This is a genomic window from Geodermatophilus sp. SYSU D00079, assembly GCF_054050635.1.
In genome coordinates this window covers 1-15,408 of sequence record NZ_JBJGZS010000010.1, presented here as the reverse complement: position 1 = coordinate 15,408, position 15,408 = coordinate 1, and the positions used below count along the sequence as shown (strand labels likewise).

At 75.0% G+C, this 15,408-nt stretch carries 17 protein-coding genes; 11 read left to right on the top strand and 6 right to left on the bottom strand.

Annotated features, from left to right (window positions below):
* Window positions 1–88: 88 nt before the first annotated feature.
* Genes ACI79E_RS10395 through ACI79E_RS10385 form a run of 3 tightly spaced genes read left to right on the top strand, consistent with a single transcriptional unit; the run spans window position 89 to window position 3,065 of the window.
* Window positions 89–1,162, top strand: a complete 1,074-nt coding sequence (locus ACI79E_RS10395) for a FecCD family ABC transporter permease (protein WP_456932457.1) — start codon at window positions 89–91, stop codon at window positions 1,160–1,162.
* Window positions 1,159–2,241, top strand: coding sequence for a FecCD family ABC transporter permease (locus ACI79E_RS10390; RefSeq protein ID WP_456932456.1), 1,083 nt, complete (start codon window positions 1,159–1,161; stop codon window positions 2,239–2,241). The genes ACI79E_RS10395 and ACI79E_RS10390 overlap by 4 nt, the downstream gene beginning before the upstream one ends.
* Window positions 2,238–3,065, top strand: a complete 828-nt coding sequence (locus ACI79E_RS10385; protein WP_456932455.1) for an ABC transporter ATP-binding protein — start codon at window positions 2,238–2,240, stop codon at window positions 3,063–3,065. Before ACI79E_RS10390 ends, ACI79E_RS10385 begins: the two co-directional genes overlap by 4 nt.
* Window positions 3,066–3,140: 75 nt before the next feature.
* Here ACI79E_RS10385 and ACI79E_RS10380 read toward each other — a convergent pair whose 3' ends face one another.
* Window positions 3,141–4,085 carry a siderophore-interacting protein gene (locus ACI79E_RS10380; protein ID WP_456932454.1) on the bottom strand — a complete coding sequence of 315 codons (945 nt, stop codon included), beginning with the start codon at window positions 4,083–4,085 and terminating at the stop codon, window positions 3,141–3,143.
* 117 nt (window positions 4,086–4,202) lie between these two features.
* Between ACI79E_RS10380 and ACI79E_RS10375 the strand changes: the two genes are divergently transcribed.
* The gene (locus ACI79E_RS10375; protein ID WP_456932453.1) at window positions 4,203–5,201 is read left to right on the top strand and encodes an ABC transporter substrate-binding protein; all 999 of its coding nucleotides are present in this window, start codon (window positions 4,203–4,205) and stop codon (window positions 5,199–5,201) included.
* 96 nt (window positions 5,202–5,297) lie between these two features.
* Here ACI79E_RS10375 and ACI79E_RS10370 read toward each other — a convergent pair whose 3' ends face one another.
* The 4 genes from ACI79E_RS10370 to ACI79E_RS10355 all read right to left on the bottom strand — a co-directional run bounded on the left by ACI79E_RS10370 (window position 5,298) and on the right by ACI79E_RS10355 (window position 9,054).
* Window positions 5,298–6,248, bottom strand: a complete 951-nt coding sequence (locus tag ACI79E_RS10370; RefSeq protein ID WP_456932452.1) for an EamA family transporter — start codon at window positions 6,246–6,248, stop codon at window positions 5,298–5,300.
* A gap of 58 nt (window positions 6,249–6,306) precedes the next feature.
* Window positions 6,307–6,822: a hypothetical protein gene (locus ACI79E_RS10365; RefSeq protein ID WP_456932451.1), complete on the bottom strand. Its 516-nt coding sequence runs from the start codon at window positions 6,820–6,822 to the stop codon at window positions 6,307–6,309.
* Window positions 6,819–7,211, bottom strand: coding sequence for a VOC family protein (locus tag ACI79E_RS10360; RefSeq protein WP_456932450.1), 393 nt, complete (start codon window positions 7,209–7,211; stop codon window positions 6,819–6,821). The genes ACI79E_RS10365 and ACI79E_RS10360 overlap by 4 nt, the downstream gene beginning before the upstream one ends.
* Window positions 7,212–7,287: 76 nt before the next feature.
* Complete coding sequence (locus ACI79E_RS10355) at window positions 7,288–9,054, bottom strand: BCCT family transporter (RefSeq protein ID WP_456932449.1); 1,767 nt, start codon at window positions 9,052–9,054, stop codon at window positions 7,288–7,290.
* 243 nt (window positions 9,055–9,297) lie between these two features.
* On the opposite strand from ACI79E_RS10355, the gene ACI79E_RS10350 reads away from it, so the two are divergent.
* The 7 genes from ACI79E_RS10350 to ACI79E_RS10320 all read left to right on the top strand — a co-directional run bounded on the left by ACI79E_RS10350 (window position 9,298) and on the right by ACI79E_RS10320 (window position 14,841).
* Window positions 9,298–9,690, top strand: coding sequence for a hypothetical protein (locus ACI79E_RS10350; protein ID WP_456932448.1), 393 nt, complete (start codon window positions 9,298–9,300; stop codon window positions 9,688–9,690).
* Window positions 9,691–9,796: 106 nt separating this feature from the next.
* Entirely contained in the window at window positions 9,797–10,579 is a 783-nt protein-coding gene (locus ACI79E_RS10345; RefSeq protein ID WP_456932447.1) for a thioesterase family protein, read from the top strand.
* A gap of 51 nt (window positions 10,580–10,630) precedes the next feature.
* On the top strand, window positions 10,631–11,524 hold the full coding sequence (locus tag ACI79E_RS10340; RefSeq protein WP_456932446.1) for a mechanosensitive ion channel family protein: 894 nt from the start codon (window positions 10,631–10,633) through the stop codon (window positions 11,522–11,524).
* A complete protein-coding gene (locus tag ACI79E_RS10335) occupies window positions 11,521–12,030 on the top strand; it encodes a hypothetical protein (protein WP_456932445.1) in 510 nt (169 codons plus the stop codon). Before ACI79E_RS10340 ends, ACI79E_RS10335 begins: the two co-directional genes overlap by 4 nt.
* Window positions 12,031–12,145: 115 nt before the next feature.
* Window positions 12,146–13,090, top strand: coding sequence for an ABC transporter substrate-binding protein (locus ACI79E_RS10330; RefSeq protein ID WP_456932444.1), 945 nt, complete (start codon window positions 12,146–12,148; stop codon window positions 13,088–13,090).
* 15 nt (window positions 13,091–13,105) lie between these two features.
* The gene (locus ACI79E_RS10325; RefSeq protein ID WP_456932443.1) at window positions 13,106–14,071 is read left to right on the top strand and encodes an amino acid ABC transporter permease; all 966 of its coding nucleotides are present in this window, start codon (window positions 13,106–13,108) and stop codon (window positions 14,069–14,071) included.
* Complete coding sequence (locus ACI79E_RS10320) at window positions 14,068–14,841, top strand: amino acid ABC transporter ATP-binding protein (protein WP_456932442.1); 774 nt, start codon at window positions 14,068–14,070, stop codon at window positions 14,839–14,841. The genes ACI79E_RS10325 and ACI79E_RS10320 overlap by 4 nt, the downstream gene beginning before the upstream one ends.
* 62 nt (window positions 14,842–14,903) lie before the next feature.
* Here ACI79E_RS10320 and ACI79E_RS10315 read toward each other — a convergent pair whose 3' ends face one another.
* Complete coding sequence (locus ACI79E_RS10315; RefSeq protein ID WP_456932441.1) at window positions 14,904–15,275, bottom strand: zinc-binding dehydrogenase; 372 nt, start codon at window positions 15,273–15,275, stop codon at window positions 14,904–14,906.
* Window positions 15,276–15,408: the final 133 nt, after the last annotated feature.

Here is a 15,408-nt window from a genome sequence, read left to right as displayed (position 1 = left end):
ACCGGCCGGCTGAGGGAAGGCTAACCTGTGTCGGCAGACGGCCCGGTCGAAGCGGGTGGTCCCCCGTCCCTCGTCCCTGGAGCCGCTGGTGTCCTCGACGACCGACGCCGCTCCCCGGCTCCCCGGAGCGGTGGCGCCGCCCCGGACGCGCGGCCTGCTGCGCGGCCGTGGCCCGCGGTTCCTCGCCGCCGTCGCCCTCGTCGTCCTGGTCCTCGCCGCCGCCGCGCTGAGCATCGCCGTCGGCACCCGCACCATCGGCCTGGGCACGGTCTGGCAGGCCCTGACCGACCCCTCCCTCGGCGGCGAGGAGGCGGTGATCGTGCGGGAGCTGCGGCTGCCCCGCACCGTCCTCGGCCTGATGGTCGGCCTGGCGCTCGGCGTCGCCGGCGCGCTGACCCAGGGCCACACCCGCAACCCGCTGGGCGACCCCGGCCTGCTCGGGGTGACCGCCGGCGCCTCCCTCGGCGTCGTCCTGGCCATCTGGGCCCTGGGCCTCACCACCCCGGCCGGGTACGTGTGGTTCGGCTTCGCCGGGGCACTGGTCGGCACCGTCCTGGTGTTCTCCCTCGGCTCCGTCGGGCGCGGGGGCGCCACCCCGGTGACCCTCGCCCTGGCCGGCGCCGCGCTGTCGGCGCTGCTCTACGCGCTGGTCCGCGCCATCCTGGTGAGCGACTCCGACAGCCTCGACAGCTTCCGGTTCTGGGTGGTCGGGGCGCTGGCCGGCCGCGGGGCCGACATCGCCTGGCAGGTCGCCCCGTTCATCGCCGCCGGACTGGTCCTCGCACTGCTCAACGCACCGGCGCTGGACCTGCTCGGTCTCGGTGAGGACGTCGCCCGCGGCCTGGGCCAGCGCGTGTGGCTGGCCCGCCTGGTCGGGCTGGGCGCGGTCACCCTGCTGTGCGGGGCCGCCACCGCGGCCTGCGGTCCGATCGCCTTCGTCGGGCTGGTCGTCCCGCACGTCGTCCGGGCGCTCACCGGGCCCGCGCACCGCTGGCTGGTCCCGCTCTCCGGGCTGCTCGGGGCGGCGTTCCTGCTGCTGGCCGACGTCCTGGGCCGGGTCGTGGCCCGCCCGGGCGAGCTGCAGGTCGGCATCGTGCTCGCCCTGGTCGGCGCGCCGTTCTTCATCGCCCTGATCCGCCGCCGCCGGCTGGCGGGCCCGTGAGCACGACCACCCCGGACCGCGTCGCCGTGCCGCGGGAGACCGTCGTCCGCGTCGGCCCGGTCTCGGGCCGGGTGCGCTGGCGCCAGCTGGTGGTGCCGGTGGCCGCCGCGGTCGTCGTCGTCCTGCTGGGGGCGGTGAGCCTGGGCCGCGGCGACTTCCCCATCGGCGTCGTCGACGTGCTGGAGACCCTCGTCGGCCTGGGCGAGCAGACCCAGCAGTTCATCGTCCTGGAGCTGCGCGCGCCGCGGATCGTCGTCGGCGCGCTCGTCGGCCTCGCGTTCGGCATCGCCGGGGCGCTGTTCCAGACCTTCGCCCGCAACCCGCTGGCCTCCCCCGACGTCCTCGGCATCACCCAGGGCGCCTCCGTGGGGGCGGTGGCGGCGATCGTGCTGGGCGGCACGTCGGGCGGCGGGACGCTGCTGGGCGGCCTCGGCGTCCCGCTGGCCGCCCTGCTCGGCGCGCTGGTCACCGGCGTCCTGCTGTTCGTCCTGGCCTGGCGCCGCGGCGTCGACGGCTTCCGGCTGGTGCTCGTGGGCATCGCGCTGTGGGCGGTCGCCTCGGCGCTCACCGACTGGCTGCTCACCCGCGCGGAGATCTTCGACGCCGCCTCGGCCTACGTCTGGATCACCGGCTCGCTCAACGCCCGGACCTGGGACCAGGCCGTTCCGCTGGCCCTCGCCCTGGCCGTACTGGTCCCGCTGGCGCTGGCCGCCAGCCGCGCGCTGGCGGTGCTGCAGTTCGGCGACGACACCGCCCGCGGGCTCGGCGTCCGCCTCCCGCTGGCCCAGGCCGCGGTGGTCCTCGTCGCGGTCGCGCTCACCGCCGCCGCCGTCGCCGCGGCCGGGCCGATCTCCTACGTGGCCCTGGTGGTCCCGCAGATCGCCGTCCGCCTCACCGGGGGCTCCCGGCCACCGCTGCTGGCCTCCGGGCTGCTCGGCGCCGCGCTGGTGATCGGCGCGGACCTGCTCACCCGCACCGTCCTGCCCCAGGCCCTGCCCGTCGGGATCCTCACCGCCGTCGTCGGTGCCCCCTACCTGCTCTGGCTCCTCGTCCGCGGAAGGCGGCGATCCACGCTGTGACGACCACCGTGCACCCCCAGGCCCCCACCGGGACCCGGCCGGTCCGCCTCGCCGCCGAGTCGGTCAGCCTCGGCTACGACGACCGGGTGGTCGTCCGCGACCTCGACCTGGAGCTCACCGACGGCTCGTTCACCGCGATCGTGGGCCCGAACGGCTGCGGCAAGTCCACCCTGCTGCGCGCCCTGGGGCGGCTGCTGCGGCCCAGCCAGGGCCAGGTGCTGCTCGACGGCGCCGCCATCTCCCGGACGCCGACCCGCGAGGTGGCCAAGGTGCTCGGGCTGCTGCCGCAGACGCCGGTGGCGCCGGAGGGACTCACCGTCGCCGACCTCGTGGCCCGCGGCCGCCACCCGCACCAGTCGTGGCTCAGGCAGTGGTCGGTCGGGGACGAGGCCGCGGTCGCCGAGGCGCTGGCCTGGACCGACATGTCCGAGCTGGCCGAGCGCCCGGTCGACGCCCTCTCCGGCGGGCAGCGCCAGCGGGCGTGGATCTCGATGGCGCTGGCCCAGGGCACCGACCTGCTGCTGCTGGACGAGCCGACGACCTACCTGGACCTGTCGCACCAGATCGACGTCCTGGAGCTGGTGAGCCGGCTGCACACCGAGCGGGGCCGCACCGTCGTCGTCGTGCTGCACGACCTCAACCTGGCCGCCCGCTACGCGCAGCGGCTGGTCGCCATGAAGGACGGCGTCCTGGTCGCCTCGGGGACGCCGGCCGAGGTGCTCACCGAGCAGCTGCTGGCCGACGTGTTCGACCTGGAGGCGCGGATCGTGCCCGACCCGGTGGCCGGGACGCCGATGGTCGTGCCGGTCCGCCGGCTGCGGTGAAGCGAGGGCCGCGCCCCCGGGGAGCGCGGCCCTCGATCCGCCCCGTGCGGCCCCCGACCGGGCCACGGGGTCTCCTCAGGAGGCGATGCCCTGCCGCCAGTAGCCCATGAACGCCACCGCGCCGCGCGGGACGCCGAGGTCACCGACCAGGTGCCGGCGCAGCTGCTTGACCACCCCCGCCTCGCCGGCGAGCCAGGCGTAGCAACCCGAGGCGGCCGTGCCGTCCCCGCGCCCGCCCTCAGGCACCTCCCACAGCAGCTCCGCGTCGACGTCGACGTCCTCCGGGGCCTCCGCCGGGGTCGCCACCACGCCGAGCTCGCACAGCGCGGCGTGCACCGCCGGCACCAGCAGGGAGCCCCGCGGCGCACCGGAGCGCGGCAGCCAGCGCACGTCCACGCCCGCCGGGAGGGCCAGGTTCATCGCGTCGGCCTCGGCCGGCACCTCCAGCAGGGCCACCACGCGGCGGTCCGTCCCGTCGAGGGACTCCAGGATCGAGCAGACCGCGGGGACGGCGGTCTCGTCGCCGGCCAGCAGCAACGTGGTGGCCGCGGCGGGCGGGGACCACTCCACGCCCCACATCCGGCCGCGCCCGGGCCGGTCGGGGCCGAGCAGCACGATCCGGTCGCCGGGCGCGGCCGCGGCGGCCCAGCGCGCGGCGGGGCCCGCGTGCCCGTCCGCCACGCCGTGCAGCACGAGGTCGACGTCGAGCTCGGCGAGCTCCGGTCGCGCGGCGCGCACCGTGTAGGTGCGGACCCACGGCCGCTGCTCCTCGGGCATCGCGCAGTACTCGGCGTACCAGTCCGACCCGCGCTCGACCAGGCGGCGCATGCCGGCCGGGTCCCGGGCGAGCACGAGCTTGATCCGCTGGTCGTCCCCGGCGACACCGAAACCGGCCAGGTCGGGGCCGGTCAGCGTGACGCGCACGAAGCTGGGCCCCAGCCGGCGGACGGCGGCCACCGTGGCCTCGAAGAAGGCCCACTCGGGGGCGGCCTCGACCGCGGTCTCGACGGTGACGGTCATGCGTCGTCCCCACTCTCTCCCGGCGCCCCGACCCTTGCGGACGGCAGCACAGGTGAGGCTAACCTAAGCCGCCGCTCGGGGGAACCACCCCCCGCGACGACCTGCGAGGAGACCCCGTTGCACCGCACGCCGCGCCGCCTGATCGGCGCCGCCCTCACCGTGGCCGCCCTGCTCGCGGCCGCCGGCTGCTCCGACGACCCCGCCGGCACCAGCGCCTCGGGGGATGGCGGCTGGGAGTTCACCGACGACCTCGGGAACACCGTCGAGCTGGACCGGACGCCGACCCGCATCGCCGGCCTCAACGACGTCATCGCCTCGCTGTGGAACTACGGCGTCGAGCCGGTGGCCGGCTTCGGGCAGACCTCCGCCGCGGACGACGTCGCCTTCGACGGCAAGGACCTCACCGACCTGACGATCCTGGGCGAGAGCTACGGGCAGATCGACCTCGAGCAGCTGGCCGCGGCCGACCCCGACCTCATCGTCACCGCGGTCTACCCGACCGACGCCGCGGGCACGATCGACGAGACCCAGCCGCTGTACGGCTTCGAGTCGGTCGAGCAGCAGGAGCAGGTCGCCCAGATCGCCCCGATCGTCGCGATCGCCTACCGCGGCTCGGCCGCCGACGTCATCGAGCGGACCGTCGAGCTCGCCGAGTCCCTCGGTGCCGACAGCGCCGTGGTCGACCAGGCCCGCGCGGACTTCGAGGCGGCCTCGCAGACCCTCTCCACGGCCGCCGCGAGCGGGGTCACCGTGCTGCCGGTCTACGCCACCCCGAGCGACGGGTGGTGGATGGGCATCGCCGCCGACGACCCGTCGCTGCACCTGTACGAGGACCTCGGCGTGCAGTTCGTCGACGTCCGCGAGGGCGAGGACTACTTCTGGCACTCGGTCGGCTGGGAGGAGGTCCCCCGGTTCCGCAGCGACGTGATCCTCTACTCGCTGCGGTTCAGCATGACCCCGGAGGAGTACGCGGCGCAGCCGACCGCCGCCCTGCTGCCCGCGGTGCAGGCCGGCCAGCTGTACCCGTGGAAGTACATCGGGATGGACCACGTGGCCCAGGCCGCCTACATGGAGGAGCTGGCCGGCTACCTCACCCAGGCCCGGAAGCTCACCTGAGGGCAACCCCTCCACCGGTCGAGATCCCGTGATCTCGCACGCCCGGCACGTCCGGAACGTGTGAGACCACGGGATCTCGACACCGCCCGGCCCGCCTCAGGACGGCGCGACGGTCTCCGGCACCGCCGCCGTCGTGGGCGCCGACCGCGCGGTCTGGGCCAGGCCGATCCCCACCAGGACGACGATCCCGCCGAGCACCTGCCAGCCCGAGAGCACCTGCTCCACCCACAGCCAGGCCACCACCGACGCCAGCACCGGCTCGACGGTGGCGACGAGGCCCGCGGTCGTCGGCGCCAGGTGCCGCAGCGCCGCGATGGACAGCCAGAACGGCACCATCGCCCCGAGCACGACGATCCACGCGACCAGCACCCACAGCGGCAGCTCCAGCGCGCCGACCGACACCGGCACCCGCTCGGCGAGCACCCCGGCGTCGAACTCCCACCACGGCGCGGCCACCGACCAGAACAGCCCGGCGGCGACGAAGCTCCAGCAGGTCAGGCCCACCGGGTCCCGGGTCACCGTGCCGCGCTCCCCCATCAGGTAGTAGGTGGCCAGGCACAGGGCCGCGGCGAGCCCGGCGGCCACCCCGAGCGGGTCCAGGGAGCCGCCGCCCTGCCACACCTCGGCCACGAAGACCAGGCCGGACAGCGACAGCAGCAGGGCCACCCACAGCCGGCTGCGCACCTGCTCGCGGCGGACCAGCCACACGTAGAGGGCGATGAACACCGGCGCGGTCATCTCGAAGACCAGCGCGATGCCGACCGGCAGCCGGCCGATGGCCACGTAGTAGAGGAACTGGGTCAGGGCGACCCCCACCACCCCGAAGACGGCGAGGAAGGGCACCTCCCGCCAGGTGATCCGCAGCCGCCCGGGGGACACCACCGCCAGGACGACGAGCAGACCCACGGCCGCGCCGACGCAACGCAGCGCGGTCAGCCGGGTGGGCGGGATGCCGGCCTGGAGGGCCAGGGTCGAGACGGTGCCGTTGACGGCGAAGAACCCCGCGGCGGCGACGGTGGCGGCGTATCCGAGGGCGGGGCGCGGCATGGCGAGAACGTAGTCCCCGTAGCGCCCCGTGCCACCTACCTCCCCGGGCGCCGGTGGCTCAGGCGCGGCGGACGGCGACGAAGCGCTGGCGCACCCGGAACCCGGCGCCGTCGTCCTCCTCGGCCCGCCAGCGGAACCCGTCGGCGCCGACCTCGGAGAAGACCCAGCGCAGCCGGGTGCCGTCACGCTCGCCGGCCAGGACCAGTCCGTCCGGGGACGGCGTGGCGGTGAACGGGATGACCCAGCCGCGTGCCGGGCCGTGCCAGGTGGACCGGTAGCGGCCGAGCGCCTCGTCCCAGAACCGCAGGCTCATGCCCCACTCGCCGTCGGGAGCACCGCGGGCGCGAGCGGCCCGGGACGGGCTGATCCAGACGTCGGCCAGCGCCCGCCCGTCCAGGGCCCAGGCGAAGTGCCACTCGCCGTCCCGCTCCGTCTCCGAGCCGTCGGCCGCGACGTCGGTGACGCGCAGCTCCCAGCTGCCGACCAGCGGCGCGAAGACCGCCAGCCGGTCGGCCAGCTCGGGCCGGGGCGCCGCTGCGGTGAGCACCCCGGCCAGGGCCTCGGCAGCGTTCACTGCACCGCGGAGGGGTCCATCCAGACGACCTCCCAGACGTGCCCGTCGGGGTCGGTGAAGCTGGCGCCGTACATGGAGCCGTGGTCCTGGGGCGGCAGCCACGGCTTCCCGCCGTGTGCCAGGGCCCGCTCGACCAGCTGGTCGACCTCCTCGCGGCTGCCCGCCGACAGGCCGTTGAGCACGGTGGTGGACTGCGTGGGGTCGCCCACCTCGCCGGTCACGAAGTCGGCGAACCGGTCGCGGGTCAGCAGCATGACCACGATGTTCTCGTCGACGACGACCGAGGCCGTCCGCTCGTCGGAGAACTGCTCGTTGAAGGAGAACCCCAGGCCGCCGTAGAACGCCTTGGCGGCGGCGAGGTCCCGCACGGGGAGGTTCACGAAGATCATGCGCACGGTCGTCGGTCCCGTCGTCCGGGGGCCCGGTCGGCCCCGTCACAGGTGAGACGGGGCCGGCCGGCAGGACTCATCGCCCGCCGCGGTCGGGGACCGGGGAGCCGACGTCCGGGACGTGCCGGTCCCCGCCGTCCACCGGGTGGGCGACGGCCTGCACCGGGCCGTCGGGCACCCCGTCACCGTCGGTGTCCGGGGCCGGCTCGACCACCAGCACGAAGTCCTCGCCGTGCCGGGTGATGCCCTCCACGACGGCCTGCTCGACCGCCTCCACCGCGACCGTGCGCCGCAGCACCATCGGGTCGGTCCGCACGTCCTTGGCCAGCGACACGGCCAGGCCCACCATCACCAGGGCGAAGGGCAGCGCGGCGATGATCGTCAGGTTCTGCAGGCCGGTCAGCGCCTCGTCGCCGCCGACCAGCAGCATGATCGCGGCGACCGCGCCCATGACGACGCCCCAGAACACGACCGTCGAGCGGCTCGGGGACAGCGTGCCCCGCTCCGACAGTGAGCCCATGACGACCGACGCCGCGTCGGCGCCCGACACGAAGAAGATCGCGACCAGCACCATGACCAGCACGGTCATCACGGTGGCCAGCGGGAAGGTGTCGAGCACGCCGAACAGCTGCCCCTCCGTCGTCCCCTGGCCGGCGACGTCGGCGCCCCCGCGCTGGGCGGCGATGCCGGCGCCACCGAAGACGGCGAACCAGACCAGGCTCACGACGCTGGGCACCAGCAGGACGCCGGTGACGAACTGGCGGATCGTGCGCCCCCGGCTGATCCGGGCGATGAACAGCCCCACGAACGGCGTCCAGCTGATCCACCACGCCCAGTAGAAGACCGTCCAGCCGCGCAGCCACTCGGCCATCGCGTCGCCACCGGCGGCCTCGGTGCGGGCGGCCATCTGCCCCAGGTCGCTGACGTAGTTGCCGATCGTCGAGGGCAGCAGGTTGAGGATGAACACCGTCGGGCCGACGGCGAAGACGAACACGGCCAGGATGACGGCCAGGACCATGTTCGTGTTGGCCAGCCACTGGATGCCCTTGGCGATGCCGGAGACCGCCGAGGCGACGAACGCCGCGGTCAGGACGGCGATGACCACCACGAGCAGGCCGTTGCCGAGGTCCCCGGCCCAGCCCAGGATCTCCATGCCGCTGCCGATCTGCAGGGCACCGAGGCCGAGGGAGGCCGCCGACCCGAACAGCGTCGCGAAGATCGCCAGGACGTCGATCGTCCGGCCGGCCCAGCCCTCGGTGCGGTGGGTGCCGAACAGCGGGGCGAACGCGGCGCTGATCAGCTGCCGGCGGCCCCGGCGGAAGGTGCCGTAGGCGATGGCGAGCCCGACGACGGCGTAGATCGCCCACGGGTGCAGCGACCAGTGGAACAGCGTCGTGGCCATCGCCGTCTGCACCGCCTCGGGTGTCTCGGCGGTCACGGTGCGCGGCGGCGGGGAGACGTAGTGGCTCAGCGGCTCGCTGACGCCGAAGAACATCAGCCCGATGCCCATGCCGGCGCTGAACATCATCGCCACCCAGGAGACCGTCCGGAACTCCGGCGCCTCGTCGTCCCGGCCGAGCGGGATCCGCCCGTACCGGCTGGCGGCCAGCCACAGCACGAAGACGACGAACGCCGAGGCGAGCAGGACGAACAGCCAGCCGAGGTTGGTCTCCACCCACTCCAGTGCGGTGCCGCTGACCGAGCCGAGCCCCTCCGGCGAGGCGAAGCCCCAGGCGACGAACGCCAGGGCGACGACGGCGGAGACGCCGAAGACGACGCGGTCGACCGAGCCCCCGCGGTCGGCCGGCGACGGCGGCGGCGGGGCGACGGCGGGGTGCGCCACGCCCCCGGTGGACGGCGGGCCTGCAGGTGTGTTCGTCACGGTTGCGTGCGGCGCCGGGGACCGGCGCTCCTCCCTCTCGATCGACGACGGGTGCGTGCCCGCTCCCGGGACGGGAGGGGACGACGCCCCTCCACCGTCCGGAGCCGGCCGGCCGGATGCAACCCGCCGTGATCTGGGCGAGACGACCGCGGAACGCCCGCCGGTGGCTGTGTGCCCGCCGCACGGCGGGGGCACACCTGCGGCGTGGCGCCGCCGTCCCCCTCGCCCGAGTCGCGGCCGTCGTGGTCCCCCCGGCGCCGGAAACTGCTGGTCGGACTGGGGGTGGGCCTGGTCGCCGGCACCCTCTGCTCGCTGCTGCTGCCGGCCCGCTACGGCATCCCCGCACTGTTCCTGGCCGGCCTCTGCGGGTTCCTCCTCGTGGTCGCGGTCGTGGTGTTCGTCACCTACCCCGGGCCCGGCACCCTCGGCCAGGTGCTGCGCACACCACCACTGGCGGGGGCGGTGCTGGTCGTGGCGGTGCTGCTGGTGCTGGCCGACCCCGCGGGGTCGCTGCGCTGGCTGTGGGTGGTGGCCGCCGTCCTCGCGGCCGCGTGGACGGCGTTCGCGGTCTGGGACACCCGCCGGTCGGGCCTGTGACGGCCGGCGTCGGCGGTCCTCCGCGGGTGGTCCGCCTCCTCTGCGGGCGCGATCGCACCGGCAGAGGCCGGAACTCGCCGGCAGGGCCGGCGGCAGACTGGGCGGCATGGACCTGCCCGGCGCCCTGTACGAGCCCGTGGACGGCGGCTACCGCGCCACCGCGCTGACGATCGGGCCCTGGGACCCCGGGCTGCAGCACGCGGGGCCGCCGGCGGCGCTGCTGGCCCGCGAGGCGGAGGCGGCCGGCGGGATCGCCGACGGGCAGACGGTCCGGCTGGCCTACGACATCCTCGGCCCCGTGCCGGTGGGCCCGGTCGCCGTCGCGGCGCGGGTGCTGCGCCCCGGCCGGCGGGTCGAGCTCGTCGAGGCCCGGCTCACCGCCGGCGACGACCGGCCGCTCATGCGGCTGACCGCCTGGCGGGTGCGCACCCGCGCCACCGAGGGGACGCCCGAGCCCGCCGTCCCCCTGCCCGGGCCGGAGGAGAGCCGGCCGGAGACCGCCGACTTCTTCACCACCGACGTCGCCTACCACCGGGCGCTGGAGTGGCGGTTCGCGCACGGCTCGTTCAACGCGCCCGGCCCGGCCGCCGCCTGGACCCGCCCGCTGTGCAGCCTGGTGGACGGCGAGCCGATGACGCCGCTGCAGCACCTGCTGGTCATGACCGACGCGGCCAGCGGCGTCTCCGCCGTCCTCGACTGGACGACGGACACCTTCGCCAACGTCGACCTCGGCCTCTCCCTGGTGCGCCCCCCGGCCGGCGGGTGGCTGGGCATGGACGCGGCCACCACCATCGGCCCGGCCGGCGCCGGCCAGTGCTTCGCCGACCTCTACGACGCCGGCGGGCGCGTCGGCCGCTCCGCGCAGTCGCTCTTCGTCGAGCCGCGCTGACCGCCGGTCACGGCTGGCGTTCCCGGGCGGCGACGACGACGCTGGGGGGCGATGGAACCACTCGACGCACTCCTGGACTGGCTCTCCGGCCGCGGGCTGGAGATCGTGCTCATCGTCATCGGCTCGGTGCTGCTGGCCCGGCTCGTGGCGTGGGTGGGCACGAAGATCACCGACAGCATCGACGCCCGCTCCACCGGCGGCGACGTCCTGGTCCGGTCCGAGGCGGCCAAGCACCGGCACTCCCTGACCCAGGTGATCACCTGGACCCTCGTCGTGCTCATCTACGCGATCGCCGCCTTCTTCGTGCTCGACCGCGCCGGCATCCCGATCGGCGGGCTGGTGGCGCCGGCGACCGTCCTCGGCGTCGGCCTGGGTTTCGGCGCCCAGCGGATCGTCGGCGACGTCCTGGCCGGGTTCTTCATCATCACCGAGCGGCAGTACGGCTTCGGGGACGTCGTCTCCATCCAGGTGGTCGGCGGCGGCGACGAGGCCACCGGCACCGTCGAGGACGTCACGCTGCGCATCACCCGGCTGCGCTCGCCCAACGGCGAGGTCATCACGCTGCCGAACGGGCAGATCGTCAAGGTGGTCAACCTGTCCCGCGACTGGGCCCGCGCCGTGGTCGACATCCCGGTCCCCACCACCATGGACGTCAGCCGCGTCAACGACCTGCTCCACGAGGTCGGCGAGCAGGCCTTCGCCGACCCGGCGATGCGTCCGCTGCTGCTCGACGAGCCCAGCGTCATGGGCGTGGAGACCCTCGACCTGGAGCAGGTGAACGTCCGCATGGTGGCCCGCACGCTGCCCGGCAAGCAGTTCGAGGTCGGCCGCGACCTGCGTGCCCGCGTCGTCCTGGCGTTCCGCCGGGCGGGTCTGGGCGTGCCCTCGCCGACCTCGCACGTGGCCGCCGAGGACCTCTCCGCCTCCGCGGACGGTGCCCGGTGAGCCCCCGCCACGGCGAGGAGCACCCGACCCGTGAGCTGCCCACGGCCCGGCCGTCGGTGCGGACCGCGCCGCCGTCGGGGCTGCGCCGGTTCTGGGTGGCGGTGCCCCGCCACCTCGGCCGCGCCCGCACCTCGACCGTCGTCCTGACGATCCTGTTCCTCGCCGTCGGCACGCTGTACCTGTACGTGCGGCCCCCGGTGACCGGGGTGGGGACCGTCCAGCAGCCCGCCGGCAGCACCGAGCCCGCACCGGCGCCCGCTCCGACCGAGCCGGTCGAGCCCACGCAGGCCCCCGAGACCACGGAGCCGACGGGCACGACCGACGCGACGCCGACCCCCAGCCGCAGCACCGCGCCGACGACGACCGCGTCGCGGGACACCGACGCGACGACGCCGCCGACCACGACCGGTGCCGACGAGCCGGCCGACAGCACCCCGGCCGAGCCGACGACGACCCGCCCGCCGGCCTCCGAACCGCCCGCCCCCACCACCTCCGCGGAGCCGTGACGGGCGCCACGCACGGCGGTCACCCGGCACCTCGCCGCGCCGGCCCCGCGGTCCGCAGGGCAGGATCAGCACCCCGCGCCTCGGCGGACGAGGCGCCCGTGGAGGGAGACACCCCGTGGCCATCCGATCCCTGACCCGGCGTGGACGGGTCGCCGTCGCGGCCGCCGCCGGCCTGACCCTCGTGCTCGCCGGCTGCGGGGACGACTCCGGCGGCGACGCGGGCAGCGGTGGCGGGGGCGGCGGCGCCGCGGCGAGCACCGAGCCGCTGCCCAGCGTCGAGGTCGACCAGGCGCTCGCCGACCGCGTGCCCCCGGCGATCGCCGAGGACGGCGTGATCAGCGTCGGCAGCGACACCAGCTACGCGCCCAACGAGTTCATCGCCGAGGACGGCGAGACGATCATCGGCTTCGACGTCGACCTGTTCACCCTCGTCGCGCAGAAGCTGGGCCTGGAGGCGCAGTTCCAGACGGCCGCCTTCGACTCGATCATCGCCGGCGTGGGGTCGGGGCGGTACGAGGCGGGCGTCTCGTCGTTCACGATCAACCCCGAGCGCCTGCAGCAGGCCAACATGGTCAGCTACTACGAGGCCGGGACCCAGTGGGCCACCAAGGCCGGCAACCCCGACGGCGTCGACCCCGACGACGCCTGCGGGCTGACCATCGCCGTCCAGAAGGCCACCGTGCAGGTCGACGACATCACCGCCCGCTCGGAGGCCTGCGAGGCCGCCGGCGAGGAGCCCATCACGATCAACCAGTACGACCTGCAGAGCGACGCCACCGCGGCGATCGTCTCCGGCGCCGCGGTCGCGGGCCTGGCCGACTCCCCGATCATGGCCTACGCCGTGCAGCAGACCAACGGCCAGCTGGAGCTGCTCGGCGACATCTACGACGCCGCTCCCTACGGCTACGTGGTCGCCCAGGACCAGGCCGACTTCGCCCAGGCGCTCGCCGACGCCGTCCAGGCCCTCATCGACGACGGCACCTACACCGAGGTGCTGTCCCGCTGGGGCGTGGAGGACGGCGCCATCGACGCCCCGACGGTGAACCCCACCGTCGGCTGACCGGAGCGCTCCCCCATGGCCGCTGAGGCCCCCGACACGACCACCCGGCCGGCACCGCCCGAGCAGATCAGGGCGGTGCCGGTCCGGCACCCGGGCCGCTGGATCGCCGCCGTCGTCATCGCGGTGCTGGTGGCGATGTTCGTCCACATGCTGGTCACCAACCCGGTGTTCCAGTGGGGCTTCATGCTCGACAACATGTTCACCCCCGCGGTGCTCCGCGGGGCGCGGACGACGCTGGTGATGACCGTCCTCGCGATGGTGCTCGGCGTCCTGCTGGGCATCGTGCTGGCGGTCATGCGGCTCTCGCCCAACCCGATCGTCTCGGGCGCGGCCTGGGCCTACATCTGGGTCTTCCGGGCGGTCCCCCGGATCGTCCTGCTGTTCTTCATCGCCAACCTCGGCGCGCTGTACGCGACCTACGACCTCGGCATCCCGTTCGACCGGCAGCTGATGGACCTGTTCGGGTTCGAGGGCGACCTGCGCTTCCTCGGCCTGGACGGCAACCAGATCTTCGCCGGCTTCACCGCCGGGCTGCTCGGCCTGGCGCTGTCCGAGGGCGCCTACATGGCCGAGATCGTGCGGGCCGGGATCCAGTCGGTCGACCCGGGCCAGGCCGAGGCGGCCAGCGCGCTGGGCCTGAGCCGCGGCAAGACGATGCGCCGGATCGTGCTGCCGCAGGCGATGCGGGTGATCATCCCGCCGACCGGCAACGAGACGATCGCGATGCTCAAGGACACCTCGCTGCTGCTGGCCGTGCCGGTGACCAGCGAGCTGAACTTCCAGCTGCGGGCGATCGGCAGCCGGACGTTCCAGATCATCCCGATGGCCGTGGCCTCGATCCTCTGGTACCTCGCGCTGACCAGCCTGCTGATGGTGGGCCAGTACTTCCTGGAGAAGCGGTTCAGCCGCGGCTTCGGCGCGCGGGAGACCCGGGCGCAGCGGGCGGCGCGGCGGGCGCGTGAGGTGGGGAGCTCGAAGTGACCGCGAACGGGCAGCCGATGGTCAAGGCCGAGGGCGTGCGGAAGTCCTTCGGCCACGTGGACGTGCTCAAGGGCATCGACCTCGAGGTCCGGTCGGGCGAGGTGGTCTGCGTCATCGGCCCGTCCGGCTCGGGCAAGTCGACGTTCCTGCGCTGCATCAACCACCTGGAGAAGATCGACTCCGGGCGGCTGTGGGTCGACGGCTCCCTGGTCGGCTACCGGGAACGGGGCGGCAAGCTCTACGAGCTGCGCGACCGCGAGGTGGCCGCGCAGCGCCGCGACATCGGCATGGTGTTCCAGCGGTTCAACCTGTTCCCGCACAAGACGGCGCTGGAGAACGTCATGGAGGCGCCGACGCAGGTGAAGGGCGTGCGCAAGGAGGTCGCCCGTGCCCGCGGCACCGAGCTGCTGGAGCGGGTGGGCCTCGGCGAGCGGGTGCACAACTACCCGAACCAGCTCTCCGGTGGCCAGCAGCAGCGGGTCGCGATCGCGCGGGCGCTGGCGATGGAGCCCAAGCTGATGCTCTTCGACGAGCCCACCTCGGCGCTGGACCCCGAGCTGGTCGGCGAGGTCCTCGACGTCATGCGGGGCCTGGCCGAGTCGGGCATGACGATGGTCGTCGTCACGCACGAGATGGGCTTCGCCCGCGAGGTCGGCGACACCCTGGTCTTCATGGACGACGGCGTCGTGCTGGAGGCCGGCGACCCGAAGCAGGTGCTGTCCGACCCGCAGCACCCGCGCTGCCAGGCGTTCCTGTCCAAGGTCCTCTGACCACAGGGGCGACGTGGCCACGGAGGGCGCCAAGACCGGGGCCTTCGTGGCCACTTCGGCCGTCAGGAGGACGTGACCACCGCGATGCCCGGCGCCCGGCCGACCCCGGCCAGGGCGGCGGGGGCGTCGTCCAGGGACAGGTGGCGGGTGACCAGGCGCTGCGGGGCCAGCCGGCCGGCGGCGATGAGGCCGAGCAGCTCCGGATAGGCGTGCGCGGCCATGCCGTGGCTGCCGAGCACCTGCAGCTCCCGCGCGATGACCAGCTCCATCGGCACGGCCGGGCGGCCCTGCGCCGGCGGCAGCAGCCCGACCTGCACGTGCCGGCCGCGCGGGCGCAGGCAGCGGACCGAGTCCTCGCAGGTGGCCGCCGCGCCGACGGCGTCCAGCGAGACGTGCGCCCCGCCCCCGGTCAGCTCCGCCACCCGCTCGGGCACCCCACCCGCCGCGCCGCCGTCCACCGCGGGGGGGGGGGGGGGGGGGGGGGGGGGGGCGGGGGGGGGGGGGGGGGGGGGGGGGGGGGCGGGCCGGGCGCCCGCGGCCCCGGCGCCCTGCCCGGCGGCGAGCCCC

What these genes read in the sequence shown, in the direction of transcription:
- ACI79E_RS10380 (WP_456932454.1), bottom strand. Translation starts at nt 4,085, where the DNA reads ATGACCGTCACCGTCGAGACCGCGGTCGAGGCCGCCCCCGAGTGGGCC.
- ACI79E_RS10370 (WP_456932452.1), bottom strand. Translation starts at nt 6,248, where the DNA reads ATGCCGCGCCCCGCCCTCGGATACGCCGCCACCGTCGCCGCCGCGGGG.
- ACI79E_RS10360 (WP_456932450.1), bottom strand. Translation starts at nt 7,211, where the DNA reads ATGATCTTCGTGAACCTCCCCGTGCGGGACCTCGCCGCCGCCAAGGCG.
- ACI79E_RS10345 (WP_456932447.1), top strand. Translation starts at nt 9,797, where the DNA reads ATGGACCTGCCCGGCGCCCTGTACGAGCCCGTGGACGGCGGCTACCGC.
- ACI79E_RS10340 (WP_456932446.1), top strand. Translation starts at nt 10,631, where the DNA reads ATGGAACCACTCGACGCACTCCTGGACTGGCTCTCCGGCCGCGGGCTG.
- ACI79E_RS10325 (WP_456932443.1), top strand. Translation starts at nt 13,106, where the DNA reads ATGGCCGCTGAGGCCCCCGACACGACCACCCGGCCGGCACCGCCCGAG.